This window comes from Litorisediminicola beolgyonensis (assembly GCF_042679605.1).
GTDB lineage: Bacteria > Pseudomonadota > Alphaproteobacteria > Rhodobacterales > Rhodobacteraceae > Litorisediminicola > Litorisediminicola beolgyonensis.
In genome coordinates this window covers 57,974-71,749 of sequence record NZ_JBHTMU010000004.1, presented here as the reverse complement: position 1 = coordinate 71,749, position 13,776 = coordinate 57,974, and the positions used below count along the sequence as shown (strand labels likewise).

Annotated in this window: 15 protein-coding genes and 1 tRNA gene; 4 read left to right on the top strand and 12 right to left on the bottom strand. The window is 63.9% G+C overall.

Annotated features, from left to right (window positions below; genetic code table 11):
* Positions 1-53 precede the first annotated feature (53 nt).
* From ACFQ4E_RS03610 to ACFQ4E_RS03600, 3 genes are all read left to right on the top strand, one after another.
* The gene (locus ACFQ4E_RS03610) at positions 54-377 is read left to right on the top strand and encodes a hypothetical protein (protein ID WP_386801554.1); all 324 of its coding nucleotides are present in this window, start codon (positions 54-56) and stop codon (positions 375-377) included.
* An 81-nt stretch (positions 378-458) separates the two neighbouring features.
* The gene (locus ACFQ4E_RS03605) at positions 459-893 is read left to right on the top strand and encodes a c-type cytochrome (RefSeq protein ID WP_386801553.1); all 435 of its coding nucleotides are present in this window, start codon (positions 459-461) and stop codon (positions 891-893) included.
* 74 nt (positions 894-967) lie between these two features.
* Positions 968-1,402 carry a c-type cytochrome gene (locus tag ACFQ4E_RS03600; protein ID WP_386801552.1) on the top strand — a complete coding sequence of 145 codons (435 nt, stop codon included), beginning with the start codon at positions 968-970 and terminating at the stop codon, positions 1,400-1,402.
* A 179-nt stretch (positions 1,403-1,581) separates the two neighbouring features.
* Here ACFQ4E_RS03600 and ACFQ4E_RS03595 read toward each other — a convergent pair whose 3' ends face one another.
* The 6 genes from ACFQ4E_RS03595 to ACFQ4E_RS03570 form a co-directional block, all read right to left on the bottom strand.
* Positions 1,582-1,884 carry an SHOCT domain-containing protein gene (locus tag ACFQ4E_RS03595; RefSeq protein ID WP_386801551.1) on the bottom strand — a complete coding sequence of 101 codons (303 nt, stop codon included), beginning with the start codon at positions 1,882-1,884 and terminating at the stop codon, positions 1,582-1,584.
* A 145-nt stretch (positions 1,885-2,029) separates the two neighbouring features.
* On the bottom strand, positions 2,030-2,323 hold the full coding sequence (locus tag ACFQ4E_RS03590; RefSeq protein WP_386801550.1) for a copper-binding protein: 294 nt from the start codon (positions 2,321-2,323) through the stop codon (positions 2,030-2,032).
* 62 nt (positions 2,324-2,385) lie between these two features.
* Complete coding sequence (locus tag ACFQ4E_RS03585) at positions 2,386-3,738, bottom strand: multicopper oxidase family protein (protein ID WP_386801549.1); 1,353 nt, start codon at positions 3,736-3,738, stop codon at positions 2,386-2,388.
* Positions 3,738-5,129, bottom strand: coding sequence for a TolC family protein (locus ACFQ4E_RS03580; protein ID WP_386801548.1), 1,392 nt, complete (start codon positions 5,127-5,129; stop codon positions 3,738-3,740). The genes ACFQ4E_RS03585 and ACFQ4E_RS03580 overlap by 1 nt, the downstream gene beginning before the upstream one ends.
* A 284-nt stretch (positions 5,130-5,413) precedes the next feature.
* Positions 5,414-5,797 (bottom strand): hypothetical protein, encoded by a 384-nt coding sequence (locus ACFQ4E_RS03575; protein ID WP_386801547.1) that lies wholly within the window; start codon positions 5,795-5,797, stop codon positions 5,414-5,416.
* 190 nt (positions 5,798-5,987) lie between these two features.
* On the bottom strand, positions 5,988-7,610 hold the full coding sequence (locus ACFQ4E_RS03570; RefSeq protein ID WP_386801546.1) for a BCCT family transporter: 1,623 nt from the start codon (positions 7,608-7,610) through the stop codon (positions 5,988-5,990).
* Positions 7,611-8,029: 419 nt separating this feature from the next.
* Here ACFQ4E_RS03570 and ACFQ4E_RS03565 point away from each other — a divergent pair, with 419 nt between their 5' ends.
* Positions 8,030-8,317, top strand: coding sequence for an SH3 domain-containing protein (locus tag ACFQ4E_RS03565; protein WP_386801545.1), 288 nt, complete (start codon positions 8,030-8,032; stop codon positions 8,315-8,317).
* Positions 8,318-8,709: 392 nt separating this feature from the next.
* On the opposite strand, the gene ACFQ4E_RS03560 is transcribed toward ACFQ4E_RS03565, so the two are convergent.
* The 6 genes from ACFQ4E_RS03560 to ACFQ4E_RS03535 all read right to left on the bottom strand — a co-directional run bounded on the left by ACFQ4E_RS03560 (position 8,710) and on the right by ACFQ4E_RS03535 (position 13,657).
* On the bottom strand, positions 8,710-10,323 hold the full coding sequence (locus ACFQ4E_RS03560; protein ID WP_386801544.1) for a tyrosine-type recombinase/integrase: 1,614 nt from the start codon (positions 10,321-10,323) through the stop codon (positions 8,710-8,712).
* Positions 10,320-10,679, bottom strand: a complete 360-nt coding sequence (locus tag ACFQ4E_RS03555; RefSeq protein ID WP_386801635.1) for a helix-turn-helix transcriptional regulator — start codon at positions 10,677-10,679, stop codon at positions 10,320-10,322. Before ACFQ4E_RS03555 ends, ACFQ4E_RS03560 begins: the two co-directional genes overlap by 4 nt.
* 56 nt (positions 10,680-10,735) lie before the next feature.
* A complete protein-coding gene (locus tag ACFQ4E_RS03550; protein WP_386801543.1) occupies positions 10,736-10,948 on the bottom strand; it encodes a helix-turn-helix transcriptional regulator in 213 nt (70 codons plus the stop codon).
* 91 nt (positions 10,949-11,039) lie between these two features.
* Positions 11,040-12,221 (bottom strand): hypothetical protein, encoded by a 1,182-nt coding sequence (locus ACFQ4E_RS03545; RefSeq protein WP_386801542.1) that lies wholly within the window; start codon positions 12,219-12,221, stop codon positions 11,040-11,042.
* Positions 12,211-13,419 carry a tyrosine-type recombinase/integrase gene (locus tag ACFQ4E_RS03540; protein ID WP_386801541.1) on the bottom strand — a complete coding sequence of 403 codons (1,209 nt, stop codon included), beginning with the start codon at positions 13,417-13,419 and terminating at the stop codon, positions 12,211-12,213. The genes ACFQ4E_RS03545 and ACFQ4E_RS03540 overlap by 11 nt, the downstream gene beginning before the upstream one ends.
* Before the next feature lie 163 nt (positions 13,420-13,582).
* Positions 13,583-13,657, bottom strand: a tRNA-Phe gene (locus tag ACFQ4E_RS03535).
* Positions 13,658-13,776: the final 119 nt, after the last annotated feature.

Sequence of the window (13,776 nt, the reverse complement as noted above, 5' to 3'; positions counted from 1 at the left end):
TTGACCTTGGGTCGGGACCGAAGCGATAACTACGGCCGAGCAACGGAGGCCCCATGCGGCACATCCTTATCCTGCTGTCTTTTCTGGCCTGTGCCTGGGCGGCCTGGCCCAGTGCCGTCTCCGCGCACGAGACGGCGCATGGGGCGAGCATGGTCGCGGACTGCGTCGACTGCATCGAGGTCGACGGCGCGGGAGATCACGCCGAGATCGACGGCTGCCACAAGGGTCCGGGCTGCGGTCCGGCGATCTACACGCTGCCCAATGTGGCGGAGCTCTCCGTCTGGGCTCCTGTGGTTGCGCGGGCGCTGCGCCCTGCGGGATCGTCCCCGCCGCGCTCCATCGTCATTGCGCGCGATCTGCCGCCTCCGCGGGCCTGATCCGGTCACACCGCGACTGCGCCTTAGGCGCACCGACGATGACCGCATGGCATTCCGGCCATGCCAATCAGGACTCCAGGTATGAAATCGACACTATTGGCCGTCGTGGCGGCACTCGCGCTTGCAGGCGGCGCCTACATCTACCTTCAAACCTCGCCGACGGACGATCCCGCCGCTGCGGCGCCCGCCGAGGGCGAAGCGCTCGTCGCGGTCGCTCTGCCCCAGTCCTTGTCGTACGAGGCGGTGCTCGGCGAGCGCGCTTTCGACGCGGTCTGCGCGGCGTGTCACGGCGAGAATGCCGCGGGCAGGAATGGCTCCGGCCCACCCCTCGTTCACAAGATCTACGAGCCGAGCCATCACGGCGACATGGCCTTCCAGCTCGCTGTCCAGAACGGCGTTCGCGCCCATCACTGGAACTTCGGCAGCATGCCGCCTCAACCCGGGCTGACCGGGGCGGATGTCGCGAACATCGTGGCCTATGTGCGCGAACTGCAGCGGGCCAACGGCATCAACTGAGACACCTTCACATCAGACACCGAATATCGGAGCCGTTCACACGGTTTCGCCAAGAGACAGGACAGAGGACCCCCATGAAGATCTACATTGCCCTGGCATTGATCGCCGCCGGAACCGTGGCCGTCGCGCATAGCGGAGTGAAGAATCCGGACGTCATGAACCGGATGATCGGCATGTCCGAGATGGCCAAACAGATGAAGACCGTCGGCGCGATGGCGAAGGGCGAGACCGCCTTCGACGCGGATGCCGTCAACGCGGCGCTCGCGACGTTGTCCGAGGAGGCCTCCTACATTCCCTCGCTCTTCGAGATCAACGCGACCGACCCCAAATCGGAAGCGCTTCCGGTCATCTGGGAGGAGTTCGACACCTTCGCCGGGCACGCGAAGCACCTGGAAGAGATCACCGCGTCGCTGGCAGGCACCGTCAAGAGCCCGGGCGATCTCGGGCCGGTCATGAAGGAGGTCGGGAAGGCCTGCGCCGCGTGCCATTCGGATTACCGCAAGGAATGAGCCGCAAGGCTCGGTCGCGCGGATGCGACGACGGGGCCTACTGCGGGCGGGCTGAGCCTTCGGGACGCGGCATGTGAGCGCCCCGGCGTTCTCGTGTCGCCTTCAAGGACAGCCCGTGTCCGTGTGAACCGGACGGATCGACGCGACGCGGCGGCTGATGCGGCCTGCGTCCGCCTGTCTCACTTGGTCAGAAGCGCTTTCCGGGCCGAGTAGTCGTCGGGATCGATCTCGCCGCGCGCGAGGCGCAGGTCGAGCTCGGACAGCGCATCCTTCTCTCGTCCCGGCTGCGGCGCGCCGTCGACGCGGCGCGCGAACCAGATGAGCGCGGCCACGATCAGTCCGATCACGATCAGCCACAGGACCGGGCCAAACATCATGCCCGCGCCATAGCCGGAGCCCCAATGGCTCATGTGGCCATACCCGTCCGTATCGGCGAGGGCCGGCTGGGCAACAAGCGCCAGCGGAAGCAACGATCTCACCATGTCTCACTCCTCTTCGCGATGACGCTCGGACTGTGCCATGGGCCGCGATCGGCGATCCTTGATCTGTCGCAAGAGGAAGGCCCCGGGTGAGACGAAACCGCGCCCCGGTCTCCCGGGGCGCAGCACTATCAGTTTGAGCCGGGGATCACTCGTCCGCGATCTCGGTCACGGTCAGCTTGCCCTTCACGCGCTCGGCGGTGAAGGAGATCTCCTGACCTTCGGAGAGACCTTCGAGCATCTCGGGCACCGCCACTTCGAAGACCATGGTCATGGCATCCATCTCGAGGTTCTCGAGCGGGCCGTGATCGATGGTCAGGCGGTTCCACTGGGTGTCCACCTTGGTGATCGTGCCGGTGCTCATCGGCATCTCGGCGCTGTGGCTTTCCGCATGCGCGGTCGCGGCGAAAAGGGCAAAGGCGAGGGTCATCAGGGTCTTCATGGGGTGTCCTTTCAAGACAGGGAAAAACGGGGGCGGCCCGCGCTCGGGGCCGCCCGGGATCATCAGCCGCGCCTGACGTGATCGCGCGGCGAGTAGATCGTCTCGGGGCTGGTGTTGCGGGCCTCTTCGGGCAGCTCGCCGGTCCATTCCCAGGCCTCGGTGCCCGGCGGGTTCTTGTACCAGCCGGGGTCGTAGTAATCGTCGGGCGCGATGCCCTCGCGCACCTTCACGACGCTGAACATGCCGCCCATCTCCAAGGGCCCGTGCGGCCCCCAGCCGGTCATCATCGGCACCGTGTTGTCGGGCAGTTCCATCGACATCTCGGCCATGTCCGCCATCCCGGCGGTGCCCATCGGCATGTAGCCCGGCTGCTGGCGGCGCAGCATGCGGGTCAGGCGGCTCTTGTCCGCGCCGATGAAGGTCGGCAGGTCGTGCCCCATCGCGTTCATCGTGTGGTGTGACTTGTGGCAGTGGATCGCCCAGTCGCCTTCGTGCACGGCGTCGAACTCGTAGGCGCGCATGGCCCCCACGGGAATGTCGATCGAGACCTCGGGCCAGCGCGCCGTCTCGGGCACCCAGCCGCCGTCGGTGCAGGTCACCTCGAAATCGTAGCCATGCATGTGGATCGGGTGGTTGGTCATGGTGAGGTTGCCGCAGCGCACGCGCACCCGGTCGCCCTTGTTGACCACCAACGGGTCGATGTCGGGGAAGATCCGGCTGTTCCAGGTCCACATGTTGAAGTTCGTCATCTCCGCCACGCGCGGGATGTAGGTGCCGGGGTCGATGTCATAGGCGGCGAGCAGGAAGGCGAAATCGCGGTCGACCGGCATGAAGGCCGGGTCGCGCGGGTGCACGATGAAGAGCCCCATCATGCCCATCGCCATCTGCACCATCTCGTCCGCGTGGGGGTGGTACATGAAGGTGCCGGACTTGGTCAGGTCGAACTCGTAGACGAAGGTCTTGCCCGGAGGGATCGCCGGGTGGCTGAGCCCGCCCACGCCGTCCATGCCCGAGGGCAGGATCAGCCCGTGCCAATGGACCGAGGTGTGCTCCGGCAGGCGGTTGGTGACGTAGATGCGCACCCGCTCGCCCTCGACCGCCTCGATGGTCGGGCCGGTCGATTGGCCGTTATAGCCCCAGAGACGCGCCATCATGCCGGTCGCCATGATCCGCTCCACCGGCTCGGCGACGAGATGGAACTCCTTGACGTTGCCGTTCATGCGCCAGGGCAGGGACCAGCCGTTCAGCGTCACGACCGGGTTGTAATCCGGTCCTGATACGGGCCGTTCGGGGACCTGCGTGTCGGGGCTGTCGTAACTGGCGGCCTCGGGCAGGTCGCGGAAGCGCGTTTCCGCGGCGGCGGCGCTTGCGAGGACGGCCCCGGCGCCCGCGGTCAAAACCTGTCTGCGGTTCATCACTCTGATCCTCCTGTCGGTCCGCCCCAGATCACGGCGGCCAGTTCGGCCTCGGCATGCCAGTAGTCGGCCTTGGCCTCGGCATAGCTGAGCTGCGCCTCGAGCCCTTCGCGGGCGTCGGCAATCAGCTCGAAGGTCGAGGAGAGCATCCCGTTATAGGATTTCAGCGCCTCCTCATCGATCACGCGCCGGAGCGGCAGAACCTCGTCCCGCCAGTGACGCGCGACGTTGTACTTGCCGGTCACCGCCGCATGGGCCGCGCGCGCCTCGGAGCGGGCATTGATCGCCATCTGCGCCAACTCGTGCGCCGCACGCATATAGGCCAGCTCGCCCCGGCGGCGGGTGGGCTTGGTGGTGTCGTAGATCGGGATCTCGAACGTCGCCTCGAGCACCGGCGACAGCTCGGTCGCGCCGTCTTCGCGCTCCGCCTCGACGCCCGCCATCAGCGACACGTCCGACACCATGCGCTTCTCCCCGGCGAGCCGGTATTCCTGCGCGACGGCCTCGAGTTCGAGCCGTCCCAGCGCCAGATCCGTCCGGTGCGTGAGCGCAAGGCGCTCGATATCGGCGCGACCGGGACGGCTGCCCGGGAGACCGGGCAGCCGGTCGGGCACCTGGAAGGCGATGTCGGACCCGTAAAGCCCCATGAGCCGCGTCAGCTTCTCCTTGGCGAGCTGCGCCTCGAGCCGCGCATCGGCGCGCTCGGCGGCCAGCTCCGCGGTGAAGACATGCTCGCGCGCCTGTTCGCCGCGGTTGAGCGCACCGGTGCGGCCCAGTTCGGCGGCCAGCTCCGAGGCCGCATCCGCGGTCTCCTGCGCGCGACCGACCAGCGCCTCCGCCTCGAAGGCCGCGACCGTATCGATCCAGGCCTCCCGCGCGTCGGCGGCCAGCGCCACCGTCGCGGCCAGCGCCTCGAACTGCGCCTGCCGGAAGGCGGTCTCCGCGACGGCCTTGCGCCGGTCGCGCGTCACGGCTTCGAGCACCGCGCCGGTCACCGTCGCCTCGAGCGAGCGGGCGAGGCCTTCTTGCCCGATCCCTGCGATCGTGACCTCGAGCGACGACACCGGCCCCAGGGCCACGTCCCAGATCTCGGTCGCCGAAAGTCCCAGATCGGCATAGGCCGCCTGCAGCGCGCGGTTGTTGATGAGCGCGACCTGCACGGCGGTCTCGGGCCCGATGACCTTGCCATGCAGGAGCGCGCGGGCCCGCGCCTCGTTCGCGGCGACCTCTTCCGCGGACAGCGCCCAGACGCTCTCGGCGCCGGTTGCCCGCCGCGCCCCGTCGGTCACGAAGGAAAATCCCGCGCGCGGCGCGGAGGCGGAGTTGATCAGGCCTGAATCCGCGCAGGCGCCAAGCGCCAGCGGGACCATGGCGACAAGCAGTCTGGCCACGCGCGTCATCTCGATGCCCCCGGTCCCTGCGCGTCGTTCAGACCGCGCCAGTCGCCCGGGGCTTCGATCGCCCGGGAGGTGTAGGTGACGCCTGGGCCCGCTGGCGCGAAGCGCGCCGTTTCGGGATTGGCCGGCTCAGTGAGGGCTGAGACCGCGGGCGGCTCGAACGGCTGGACACAGCCTCCAAGAGCCAGCGGCAGCAGGGCCACGATAGAAAGTCGCATCATGTCTCCGAAAGTGATTTGCGGAACGGGCGGCCTCTGCGGCGCCCGGTAATGGCAAAATCAGCCCTTCGGAGGTCGGCGGAGGCCGTCGGGATGGGACAGCGCCGTCAGGCTCTGTCCGGACCAGTCGTGGAGAACCGGGCTCGCAAGACGCACGATGGGCTGATCGGGCATCGACACGGAGAGTTCCGAAACGCTGGCGTGATCGCAACAGGACATGGTGCCGGGGCTCCCCGGCAGATCGGGCTGTTCCGAAGATGCCGCGTGATCCCTATGTGCGTGCGCGTTCAGGGCGCTCTCGGTGTCGGGAGCATGCAGATGCGGCCCATCGCCGGTCCCGGCGCAGAGCATGTTGAGCGCCATCGCCGCGGACGCAACCGGGCTGGCCGCGATCACGCCGCCGGACAGGATGAGAAAGAGTGTGAGACACCACCGCGCCAACATGGCCCAAGCTGTGTCTCAAGCCGGATCGCCAGGCAAGTCACAATTTGCGGACCGGGGCCGACACGCGCGATACGCCGCCAATGCGGGTGGCGATGCCACAAATCACGCCGCCGCGGGCCCTTGCCATGGTGCGAGTTGAACCGCGCCGGGAGGCATTCGTGTCCGGACGGAGCAGCCCGCTCGACCCAGGCTACCCGGACTTCCCGAAACTCTCCGCCGTCGGTCTCTCGCCGATGGTGATGTGGTCGATATCCTCCTGCCTTAGACCCATCAGGATCGCGACGATCATCGCGAAGACAAGGATGAAGACCGGCAGGCCGACCACGGTGATGACCTGTTGCAGCGCGTCGAGGCCCGCGCGGCCGCCAAGGACGATCAGCATGCCCGCGACCACGCCCTCGGACGCGCCCCAGAACACGCGCTGGGAGGCGGGCCCGGCGGTGCCGTCGCCGGTGCAGAGCATGTCGATCACCAGCGACGCCGAATCCGACGAGGTCGCGAAGAAGATCGCCACGATCACCACGGCGAGGCCCTGTACCAACTGCGTGGCGGGGAAGTTCTCGAGGAAGGCGAACATGGCGAGCGGCACGCTGTCGGCCACCGCGCGGCTGAGCGCACCCGCCTGGTCGCCCATCGCCTCGCGCGCGGCGGCGCCGATGCCGTCAAAGCCCATCGCCTGCCAGCCGAAGATCGAGAACCAGACCAGCGTGAAGAGGGATGGGGCAAGGAGGACGCCGAAGACAAACTCGCGGATCGTGCGGCCTTTCGAAATGCGCGCGACGAAAAGGCCGATGAAGGGCGACCAGGTCACGGTCCAGGCCCAGTAGAAGACCGTCCAGGACCCCTGCCAGCCCCATTCGTCCGTGTCGGGGCGCATGTCGGACAACATGTCGTTCCAGAAGGCGAGGCGGGGCAGGTTCGAGAGATAGAGCCCCGCGGTCTCGACGATTCCGCGCAACAGGAACAGCGTGGAGCCGAAGACCAGCACGAAGATCATCAAAAGGACCGCCATGCCGATATTGATGTTCGACAGGAGCTTCACGCCTTTGTCGAGCCCCGCGACGATGGAGCCGATCGCCACGATCTCGAGCACCAGAAGGATCAGAAGCTGAACTGTCACCCCGTCGCCCGTCCCGAAGAGCGCGTCGAGCCCCGCCGCGATCTGGCTGGCGCCGAGGCCCAGCGAGACCGCCACGCCGAAGACCGTGCCCAAGATGGCGGCCACGTCGATGATCTTGCCCGGCGTGCCGTAGATGCGGTCCTTCAGGAGCGGGTAGAAGACCGAGGAGACGCGCACCGGCAGCTCGTAGCGGTAGATGAAATAGGCAAAGGCGAGCCCCGGCAGGGTGAAGATCGTCCAGGTGTGCAGGCCCAGATGGTAGAGCGCGATCGAGATCGCGTCGCGGGCGGCCTCGGGCGAATGCGGCTCGACGCCCGGCAGCGGCGGGCTGGAGAAATGCGAGATCGGCTCGGCCACGCCCCAGAACATCAGGACCGTGCCGATGCCGCCCGCAAAGAGCATCGCGAACCACGAGAGGTTCGTGTATTCCGGCCGGCTGTCCTTGGGCCCGAGCCGGAGATGGCCATAGCGCGAGGAGGCGATCCAGATCAGGAAACCGAGCCAGGCATTGACGCCGAGGATGAAGAACCAGCCCAGGTTGGTGACGATCCAGCTGCGGGCCGCGGCGAAGGCCGCGCGGATCGTCTCGGGGGCGATCAGGAGGGCCAGAACGAAGAGCACCATGATCGCGGCGGAGGAAAAGAAGATGACCGGATCGGTCCGGAGTCCAAGACGGCGGGCCAGGTCGTTCATCTCGGAACTCCTCCTATACGGGTGTCAGGATCAACGGCCGAGCCGGGAGGAGGTTCCGAAGTCCTTGGATACTCGCGGGGGTTGGGCGGAGCGCTGGGAGGCGCGGCGCTCCTCTCGGCCGCGGTATCGTAGGACTTGGTCGCTGCTCTCGTGAACCGGCGGATGCTTCCGAAATCGGGCTTGGATCGTCGCGCGCCCGCGCCGTGGCTTCCGCTGGATCAGGTCGGAGTACCCCCCGGTATGTCGCTCTTGGCGCCGAACCAACGGGTACCCGACGCAATCAATCGGCGCGTGGCGCGTCGTGACCTTGCGCGACCGCATGTCAGCGATGTCGAAGATTGACGGGCCGGTCGGGAGGTGCGGCGTTGCAACCTCCCTGCGCGTGAGGCAAGTGATCCAGAACAACCACGAGGACCGTCATGATCCGTTACGCATTCACCGCTCTTGTCGCCCTGACCCTTCTGACCGGCTGCGGCACCGTGAGCGGCAGCAGGACAGTGGTCGAGCGCACCGGCCCCGAAGAGCTCCTGAAGCTTCGCGCGGGCCCGGGCCTCGGCTTTAGCGTGATCCTCGGTCTTCCGGACGGCACCGAGCTGATCCGGCGCGACTGTGTCACCGAGGTCGGGCAGCTTTGGTGCAAGGTTTCCCTCGCCGACGCACCGGCGATCACCGGTTACGTTTCGGCGGACTACCTTTCCGGTGTCTGACGTTTGCATGGTATTCGAGTGCTGGTGTCGGAAATGGAAGATGATTTCTGACGCTCTTTGGCCCAGAAACGCACGCTCAGCAACTGATCGCCCATAGCGAGAAATTTTCTTATCCTCGACGGGGTCGTGCAATCCTCGTTGCCGGATCGTGATCAGGCCGCGCTATCGGATAGCTCACCGACGGTACCCTCCAAATCGCAGCCTAGGTTTTTGATTCCAAGGTTTTATGGTGCAATCCATTCGATGGAATGGAGGGAATCGCTATAAGGGACGTCCGTCACGGAAGCGCAGTGATCACTGATGCCGAAAGAGCAGCATCACATCGATAGCAAACATTGATCGCGGCTCTGAAGCGGGGCAAACGGCGCCTCTTGGCCTTTGGGCACACACGGCTACTCCAACACGTCGCAGCCTCCTCTCGCTCGTTCGCGCCTTTCCGCCAAGCGGCGCGCCATTCCGTATTCAGGCGTGCCCCGCGCAAAACGATCTTCGTAATAGTCGATAATGATCTCGTTCTCTACCTCGGTGAACATCTCGTCTGAAGACAGCGTGTCCATGATCTCGCAGCTGAGCGCTCGAGACATCTTGCCGTAATGCCGCTCCGTGATCTGCTCGTCTGAATGCCCGAGATTCAGCGACCATGCCTTACGATGTCGGTGTGTGCGGCAAATCAAGGTGCCCAGCGCCTTGAGAGAATGGCGTGCGGCATGAGGGGTGTACCGCTTGCCAATGGCTTCTGACGCCTCCTTGAAAGCGCATTGCAACGGCTTGCTGGAGTTCAACGGATCGATGCTGGGCGCGTCTGGCGATCTCGTGCCAAGATCATTCGCCGCTGGAAAGAGGGCGTCCGTCTCGCCGAACCCCAAACTTTTTAACTCTTCGACCCATGCCAGAAAGACGTCCTGAAACGCGTCTGTTCGCGGGAACCATTTGGCAAGGTAGCTCTTGCTGTTTTTCGCGGGCACCTCCCGGGCATCCTGCACGACCGTCCTGTTTTCGAAGTCCACATGCCTGATACGCAGCGCGGTCAAGGTTGCGGCCCGGAACCCGGAGATGAACGCGAAAGCAACCATCGCTCGGTCGCGTCGTTCCAGGATCGTCCTTGTCGGCATCCGCGCCACCATACGCCATGCTTCATCGAGCGTGGGATAGTCTTTGGCTTTCTCGTCCGTTCTCCGGACCGTCGCGCTTCGGGGAAGGGCGAGGTAATCGGGCAGGCTGCTGCTGAGGCGTCTGTAACCGTCCTGTCCGCGGAGCCATTCGAGAAAAGTCCTCAGATGCGAGGCTCGATGCTGGACGGTCGAGGTACTTAGCCCGCCTTGCAGTTTCGGCAGCGCCAGCATCCGAACCAGATGGTCGCGATACTCTCCAACCTGCTTCTTGGTGATCTTCGAAAAGCAAACGCCGCCGGAGAACGCCTCGAAATCGCGGATGCTGGTGAGGTGAGAGCGCATTGTTTTTTCGCTGTACCGGCCCGCATAGGCCTGCCAGTCGAGGATTATACGATCGTTCGACGTGGCCCATTCATCGTCTTGAGACCCATCATTCTTCCCAATACAGGCCTTGGATGCGGCTTTTCTTTCGTCTGCGAGGGTCAGCTCTGTATTGGTATCGAGGCAGTTTTTGATCCTGTCGCATTCCGTCTCATTCAGTAACTTCATCACGCGCGCGCCGCAGTCGCAACACGTCGCAGCTGCGAGCGGTATTCCATCGCGTCGCGAGACAATTGAAACGGTATCGATTTCGGGGAAGACTGCATTACCGCACCCCAGGCATTTGAACTCGCCGAACCGAAGTTGCTTATTGCTCCGCGCCGCTCGCTCCTCATGAAACCGTTTCAACTCGGCTCCTCGGAACACTTGAGGGGTCGAGCTATCCGAAGGCCGGAGTCCAGCGCGAACCCAGTTCGATGCGGTATTGCGGCAAACGCCGTAGAGCGTCTGAACGTCTGTGACCGAATAGACCTTCAAAATGTTCGGGGTGATTTTGCGATAGGACCGGCTCATGACCGCGGTCCCCTGCTATCTGACGTCCACGCTGCAATGCGATTGTGCTCGCCGCTGGAACAGCGCGAAGCCGATTGCTCGGCAGCCTTCAATTCAGACAACCGCCAGCGCGTGGCGCCCCGCGACAAGCGTACTGGTTGTGGCAGGATTCCACGCTCGGCCCAGCGCCAGACGGTCTGTCGGCAGACCCCGTAGCGACGCGCGACGTCCTTGTCGCGCAGATAGCATTCCGGCGATGCCTCAGGGGCAGGGGCAGGGGCAGGGGCTGTGTCCTTCCCCAAGTTCGGCCCGCTGGTGTCAGCCTCCGACTCCGCAGATTTCTCCCCGAGACTGGTGGCACGCGTGTGCTCAGTCATGCCTACCGCCGAGAACAGGTCCAACAGCCCTTGGGTCTCATCGCGTCTCTTCGACATCAGAGCACCCCCTGTTTGAGAAGTGTCCGGATGTCGGCGACACGCCAGGCCGTGGTGCGCGGACCAAGCTTCACCGGTTGGGGATACCGCCCGCTGCGCACGCCTGCCCACCAGGTAGATCGGGAGACGGGAACAGGCCCATGTGGGTGAAGGACCTGTTTTTCGCGCAGCAGCGCGTCGTTTGGGAGGTCGTCGAAAGTCACGTTGTCCATCCTTGTTTCGAGTGATGGAGCCAAGCGTGATCCGGTGCGACAAAGGCCGGTTTGAATTCAACGGACGGCCGTTGAATTCAACGAGAACCCCTTATTTTCTTGGGTAAAGGTGCTCCCAATCATCTTGAGAGACATGCGCGTCGGCGCTTTCTTTCAGGTGCGATGTGATCGTCTGCGCGGTCAGGGAGAAGCCTAGGCTAGAGGCCGCATCCGAAATATGTTGCGCTATGCCTGATCCTCCTTCGCGCGGCGAGTAACCGAATCCGTCGACGACAGCTGCCAGAAGCGCTTTCTGGAGGCTGACGATCCGCCGAGTTTGTGCTGCTTTCTTTTGCCGCGTGTCGCGATCTGCCTTCAGCCCTTCGTTACTCTCTCTGAGTTCCTCGAGGGTCTTCATGGCTTCCTGATACTTTGCCGCACCCACGTCGGCCTCCGCCCGAAGAGCGTCAATATCCTCGGCGCGGTCTCTCAGTTGATGTCGTAGTGCCTGGTTTTCCTTGGACAATGCCTTGAGTTCGGCCTGCTCGCGCACAGACCTGGCTTCGAGTTCCGCAACCTTTTCCTCAAGCTCGCGGCGCAGGTGTTCGTTTTCAGAAGGCATGGCTAACGCTTGGTCGGGCACGTCATTCCCCTCCAGAAGTCCAACAGCCCGCCTCCAGGCCTCCGAGACGATATATCCGGCTCGATCAAGCCACCGGATATAGTCCCTCGGGGTCGCCGTCTCCGATATCTCGCCAATCGCAACCGCTCGATTGAGACGTTTGAACCGATCCTCGCGTTCTCGAATTGTCGGACCGAACTCAGGACCTTCCCCGAGCCAGTTTACAGAGGTGAACGGTTCGAAGTTTAGGGAAATGTCGAGCGCTTCCTGAGGAGTCCAACTCGGCATCCTTGCCCACTTGGTGATCAACTGGCGCTCAAATCGAAGATAAGCGTCCGAAAGCATCTCTTTTCGGTGAAACGCAAAGTGTCGCCCGTCATATCCAATCGGGCCACGCGGTGTCACTGCAAGCCACCATTCGTGATGGTAAGGAAAGCCATTTCTCTCTCCCCACCAAAGCCAGGCAAGAGGAGTGGCTCGGTCCATGCCGTCGCGTCTGGCGCGGTCGAGACGCGCTGCGTGCGCAATCAGACAGTATTCAACTGTCTCTTGATCGGGGGATATGCCCAGCGCCAGAAAAAGCGCTTCTTCTGTAGTCCACGTCTCTCGATAAATCCAGCCCTGCATCAGGCGTTCGGTTGGTTTCGCCGATCCTTCTGAGTCATCGAGCATGCGGGTCCCGATCCTGTGCAAGTTTGTCCAAACTGTCTGCCCACCACTGCGCCAGTCTCACACGCTCGTCCCAGTGCTGGCCGCGGGCATAGGCGCGACGAACTTCGCTCTTCTCGACATGGGCCAGAGCGCGTTCGATTGCATCCGGATGCCAGAGACCAGATTCGTTGGCCAAGGTCGAGAACGTGGCCCGAAACCCGTGCGCAGTCATCTCCTCCTTGCTATAGCCGAGACGCCGCAGGGCGGCATTAAGTGTGTTGTCGCTCATGACGCGCTTCGAAGAGCGGACGGAGGGGAATAGAAAGCGCCCATATCCGGTGAGTTTGCGGAGTTCCTCTAGAAGCGCGATCGCCTGTTCAGATAACGGCACAATATGGGGACGGCGCATTTTGGCGCGTGCTTCGGGGATGGTCCATGTCGCCTCGCCAATATCGACCTCGGCCCACTCCGCCATCCGCAGTTCTCCAGGTCGAAGCGCGGTGAGCGCCAGGAGTTGCAAGGCAAGCCTCGTGGTTGGCTGTCCCGAAAACCCGGAGATTGCGCGACACAAAGCGCCAAGCTGGTCAGGATCGGTGACCGCCGCCCTGTGCGTGGTCTTCGGACGTACCAGCGCGTCCTTGAGACCGAAGGTCGGATCGTTCTCGGCCTTGCCCAGAGCAATCGCATATCGGAACACGGCCCCAGCCGCGGAGCGCATCCGAACCGCCGTTTCGTAGTTCCCGCGCTGCTCCACCTTCCGAAGAGGGATAAGCACGTCTTGGGCGGTGATGCTCGCGATTGGAAGATGGCCGAGATCGGCGCACAGGAGACGGTGAAACCAGGCAGCCTTCGTCAAGGTCGCTGCGGCGCGGCCCTCGCGACGCTTCTTCTCCAACAACGCCTCGGACAGATTTCGATACGTGTCGTTCTGCTCAGACGCCTGTTTGCGCTTCTGGGCCTTCTTGAGCTCTGCGGGATCCTCGCCGGTGGCGATCAGCCGCCTGGCTTCATCGCGCAATGTCCGCGCTTCGAACAGCGTGATCTCCGGATACCTGCCCAGCGCCAAAAGCTTTTCCTTGCCTTGCCAACGGTACTTGAACCGCCAGAGCTTCGAGCCGTTCGGGTTTATGAGAAGATAGAGGCCGTCGAAATCCGACTGCTTAAACGGCTTGGCCCGGGGCTTGATCGCACGAATCTTCGCATCACTCAGCATCACCATTGGGGGTATCGCCTTGTTCCATATGGTCACGTACCCCGAAACATACCCCCGAACAGGGTAGATTACGCTGTACGCGGCAGGACGTGGCTGGACAATCAATCCGGTAAAACCCTACGAATACAGGGTACTGTTAGACGATATGGGATGCAATTGGATGGCGTTGTGGTGCCCGGGGGCGGAATCGAACCACCGACACGAGGATTTTCAATCCACTGCTCTACCCCTGAGCTACCCGGGCACGGGTGAGGGCGGGGCCCTCGGGTGGGGGCGAAATAGCCGAGGTGTCGGGCGGTGTCCAGTAGGGCTCGGGCAGAAAATGGTGCGCTTGCGAAAACTGCTTCGGGCGCGCTTTTCGTG

What these genes read in the sequence shown, in the direction of transcription:
- ACFQ4E_RS03610 (WP_386801554.1), top strand. Translation starts at nt 54, where the DNA reads ATGCGGCACATCCTTATCCTGCTGTCTTTTCTGGCCTGTGCCTGGGCG.
- ACFQ4E_RS03605 (WP_386801553.1), top strand. Translation starts at nt 459, where the DNA reads ATGAAATCGACACTATTGGCCGTCGTGGCGGCACTCGCGCTTGCAGGC.
- ACFQ4E_RS03600 (WP_386801552.1), top strand. Translation starts at nt 968, where the DNA reads ATGAAGATCTACATTGCCCTGGCATTGATCGCCGCCGGAACCGTGGCC.
- ACFQ4E_RS03595 (WP_386801551.1), bottom strand. Translation starts at nt 1,884, where the DNA reads ATGGTGAGATCGTTGCTTCCGCTGGCGCTTGTTGCCCAGCCGGCCCTC.
- ACFQ4E_RS03590 (WP_386801550.1), bottom strand. Translation starts at nt 2,323, where the DNA reads ATGAAGACCCTGATGACCCTCGCCTTTGCCCTTTTCGCCGCGACCGCG.
- ACFQ4E_RS03585 (WP_386801549.1), bottom strand. Translation starts at nt 3,738, where the DNA reads ATGAACCGCAGACAGGTTTTGACCGCGGGCGCCGGGGCCGTCCTCGCA.
- ACFQ4E_RS03575 (WP_386801547.1), bottom strand. Translation starts at nt 5,797, where the DNA reads ATGTTGGCGCGGTGGTGTCTCACACTCTTTCTCATCCTGTCCGGCGGC.
- ACFQ4E_RS03570 (WP_386801546.1), bottom strand. Translation starts at nt 7,610, where the DNA reads ATGAACGACCTGGCCCGCCGTCTTGGACTCCGGACCGATCCGGTCATC.
- ACFQ4E_RS03565 (WP_386801545.1), top strand. Translation starts at nt 8,030, where the DNA reads ATGATCCGTTACGCATTCACCGCTCTTGTCGCCCTGACCCTTCTGACC.
- ACFQ4E_RS03560 (WP_386801544.1), bottom strand. Translation starts at nt 10,323, where the DNA reads ATGAGCCGGTCCTATCGCAAAATCACCCCGAACATTTTGAAGGTCTAT.
- ACFQ4E_RS03555 (WP_386801635.1), bottom strand. Translation starts at nt 10,679, where the DNA reads ATGACTGAGCACACGCGTGCCACCAGTCTCGGGGAGAAATCTGCGGAG.
- ACFQ4E_RS03550 (WP_386801543.1), bottom strand. Translation starts at nt 10,948, where the DNA reads ATGGACAACGTGACTTTCGACGACCTCCCAAACGACGCGCTGCTGCGC.
- ACFQ4E_RS03545 (WP_386801542.1), bottom strand. Translation starts at nt 12,221, where the DNA reads ATGCTCGATGACTCAGAAGGATCGGCGAAACCAACCGAACGCCTGATG.
- ACFQ4E_RS03540 (WP_386801541.1), bottom strand. Translation starts at nt 13,419, where the DNA reads ATGGTGATGCTGAGTGATGCGAAGATTCGTGCGATCAAGCCCCGGGCC.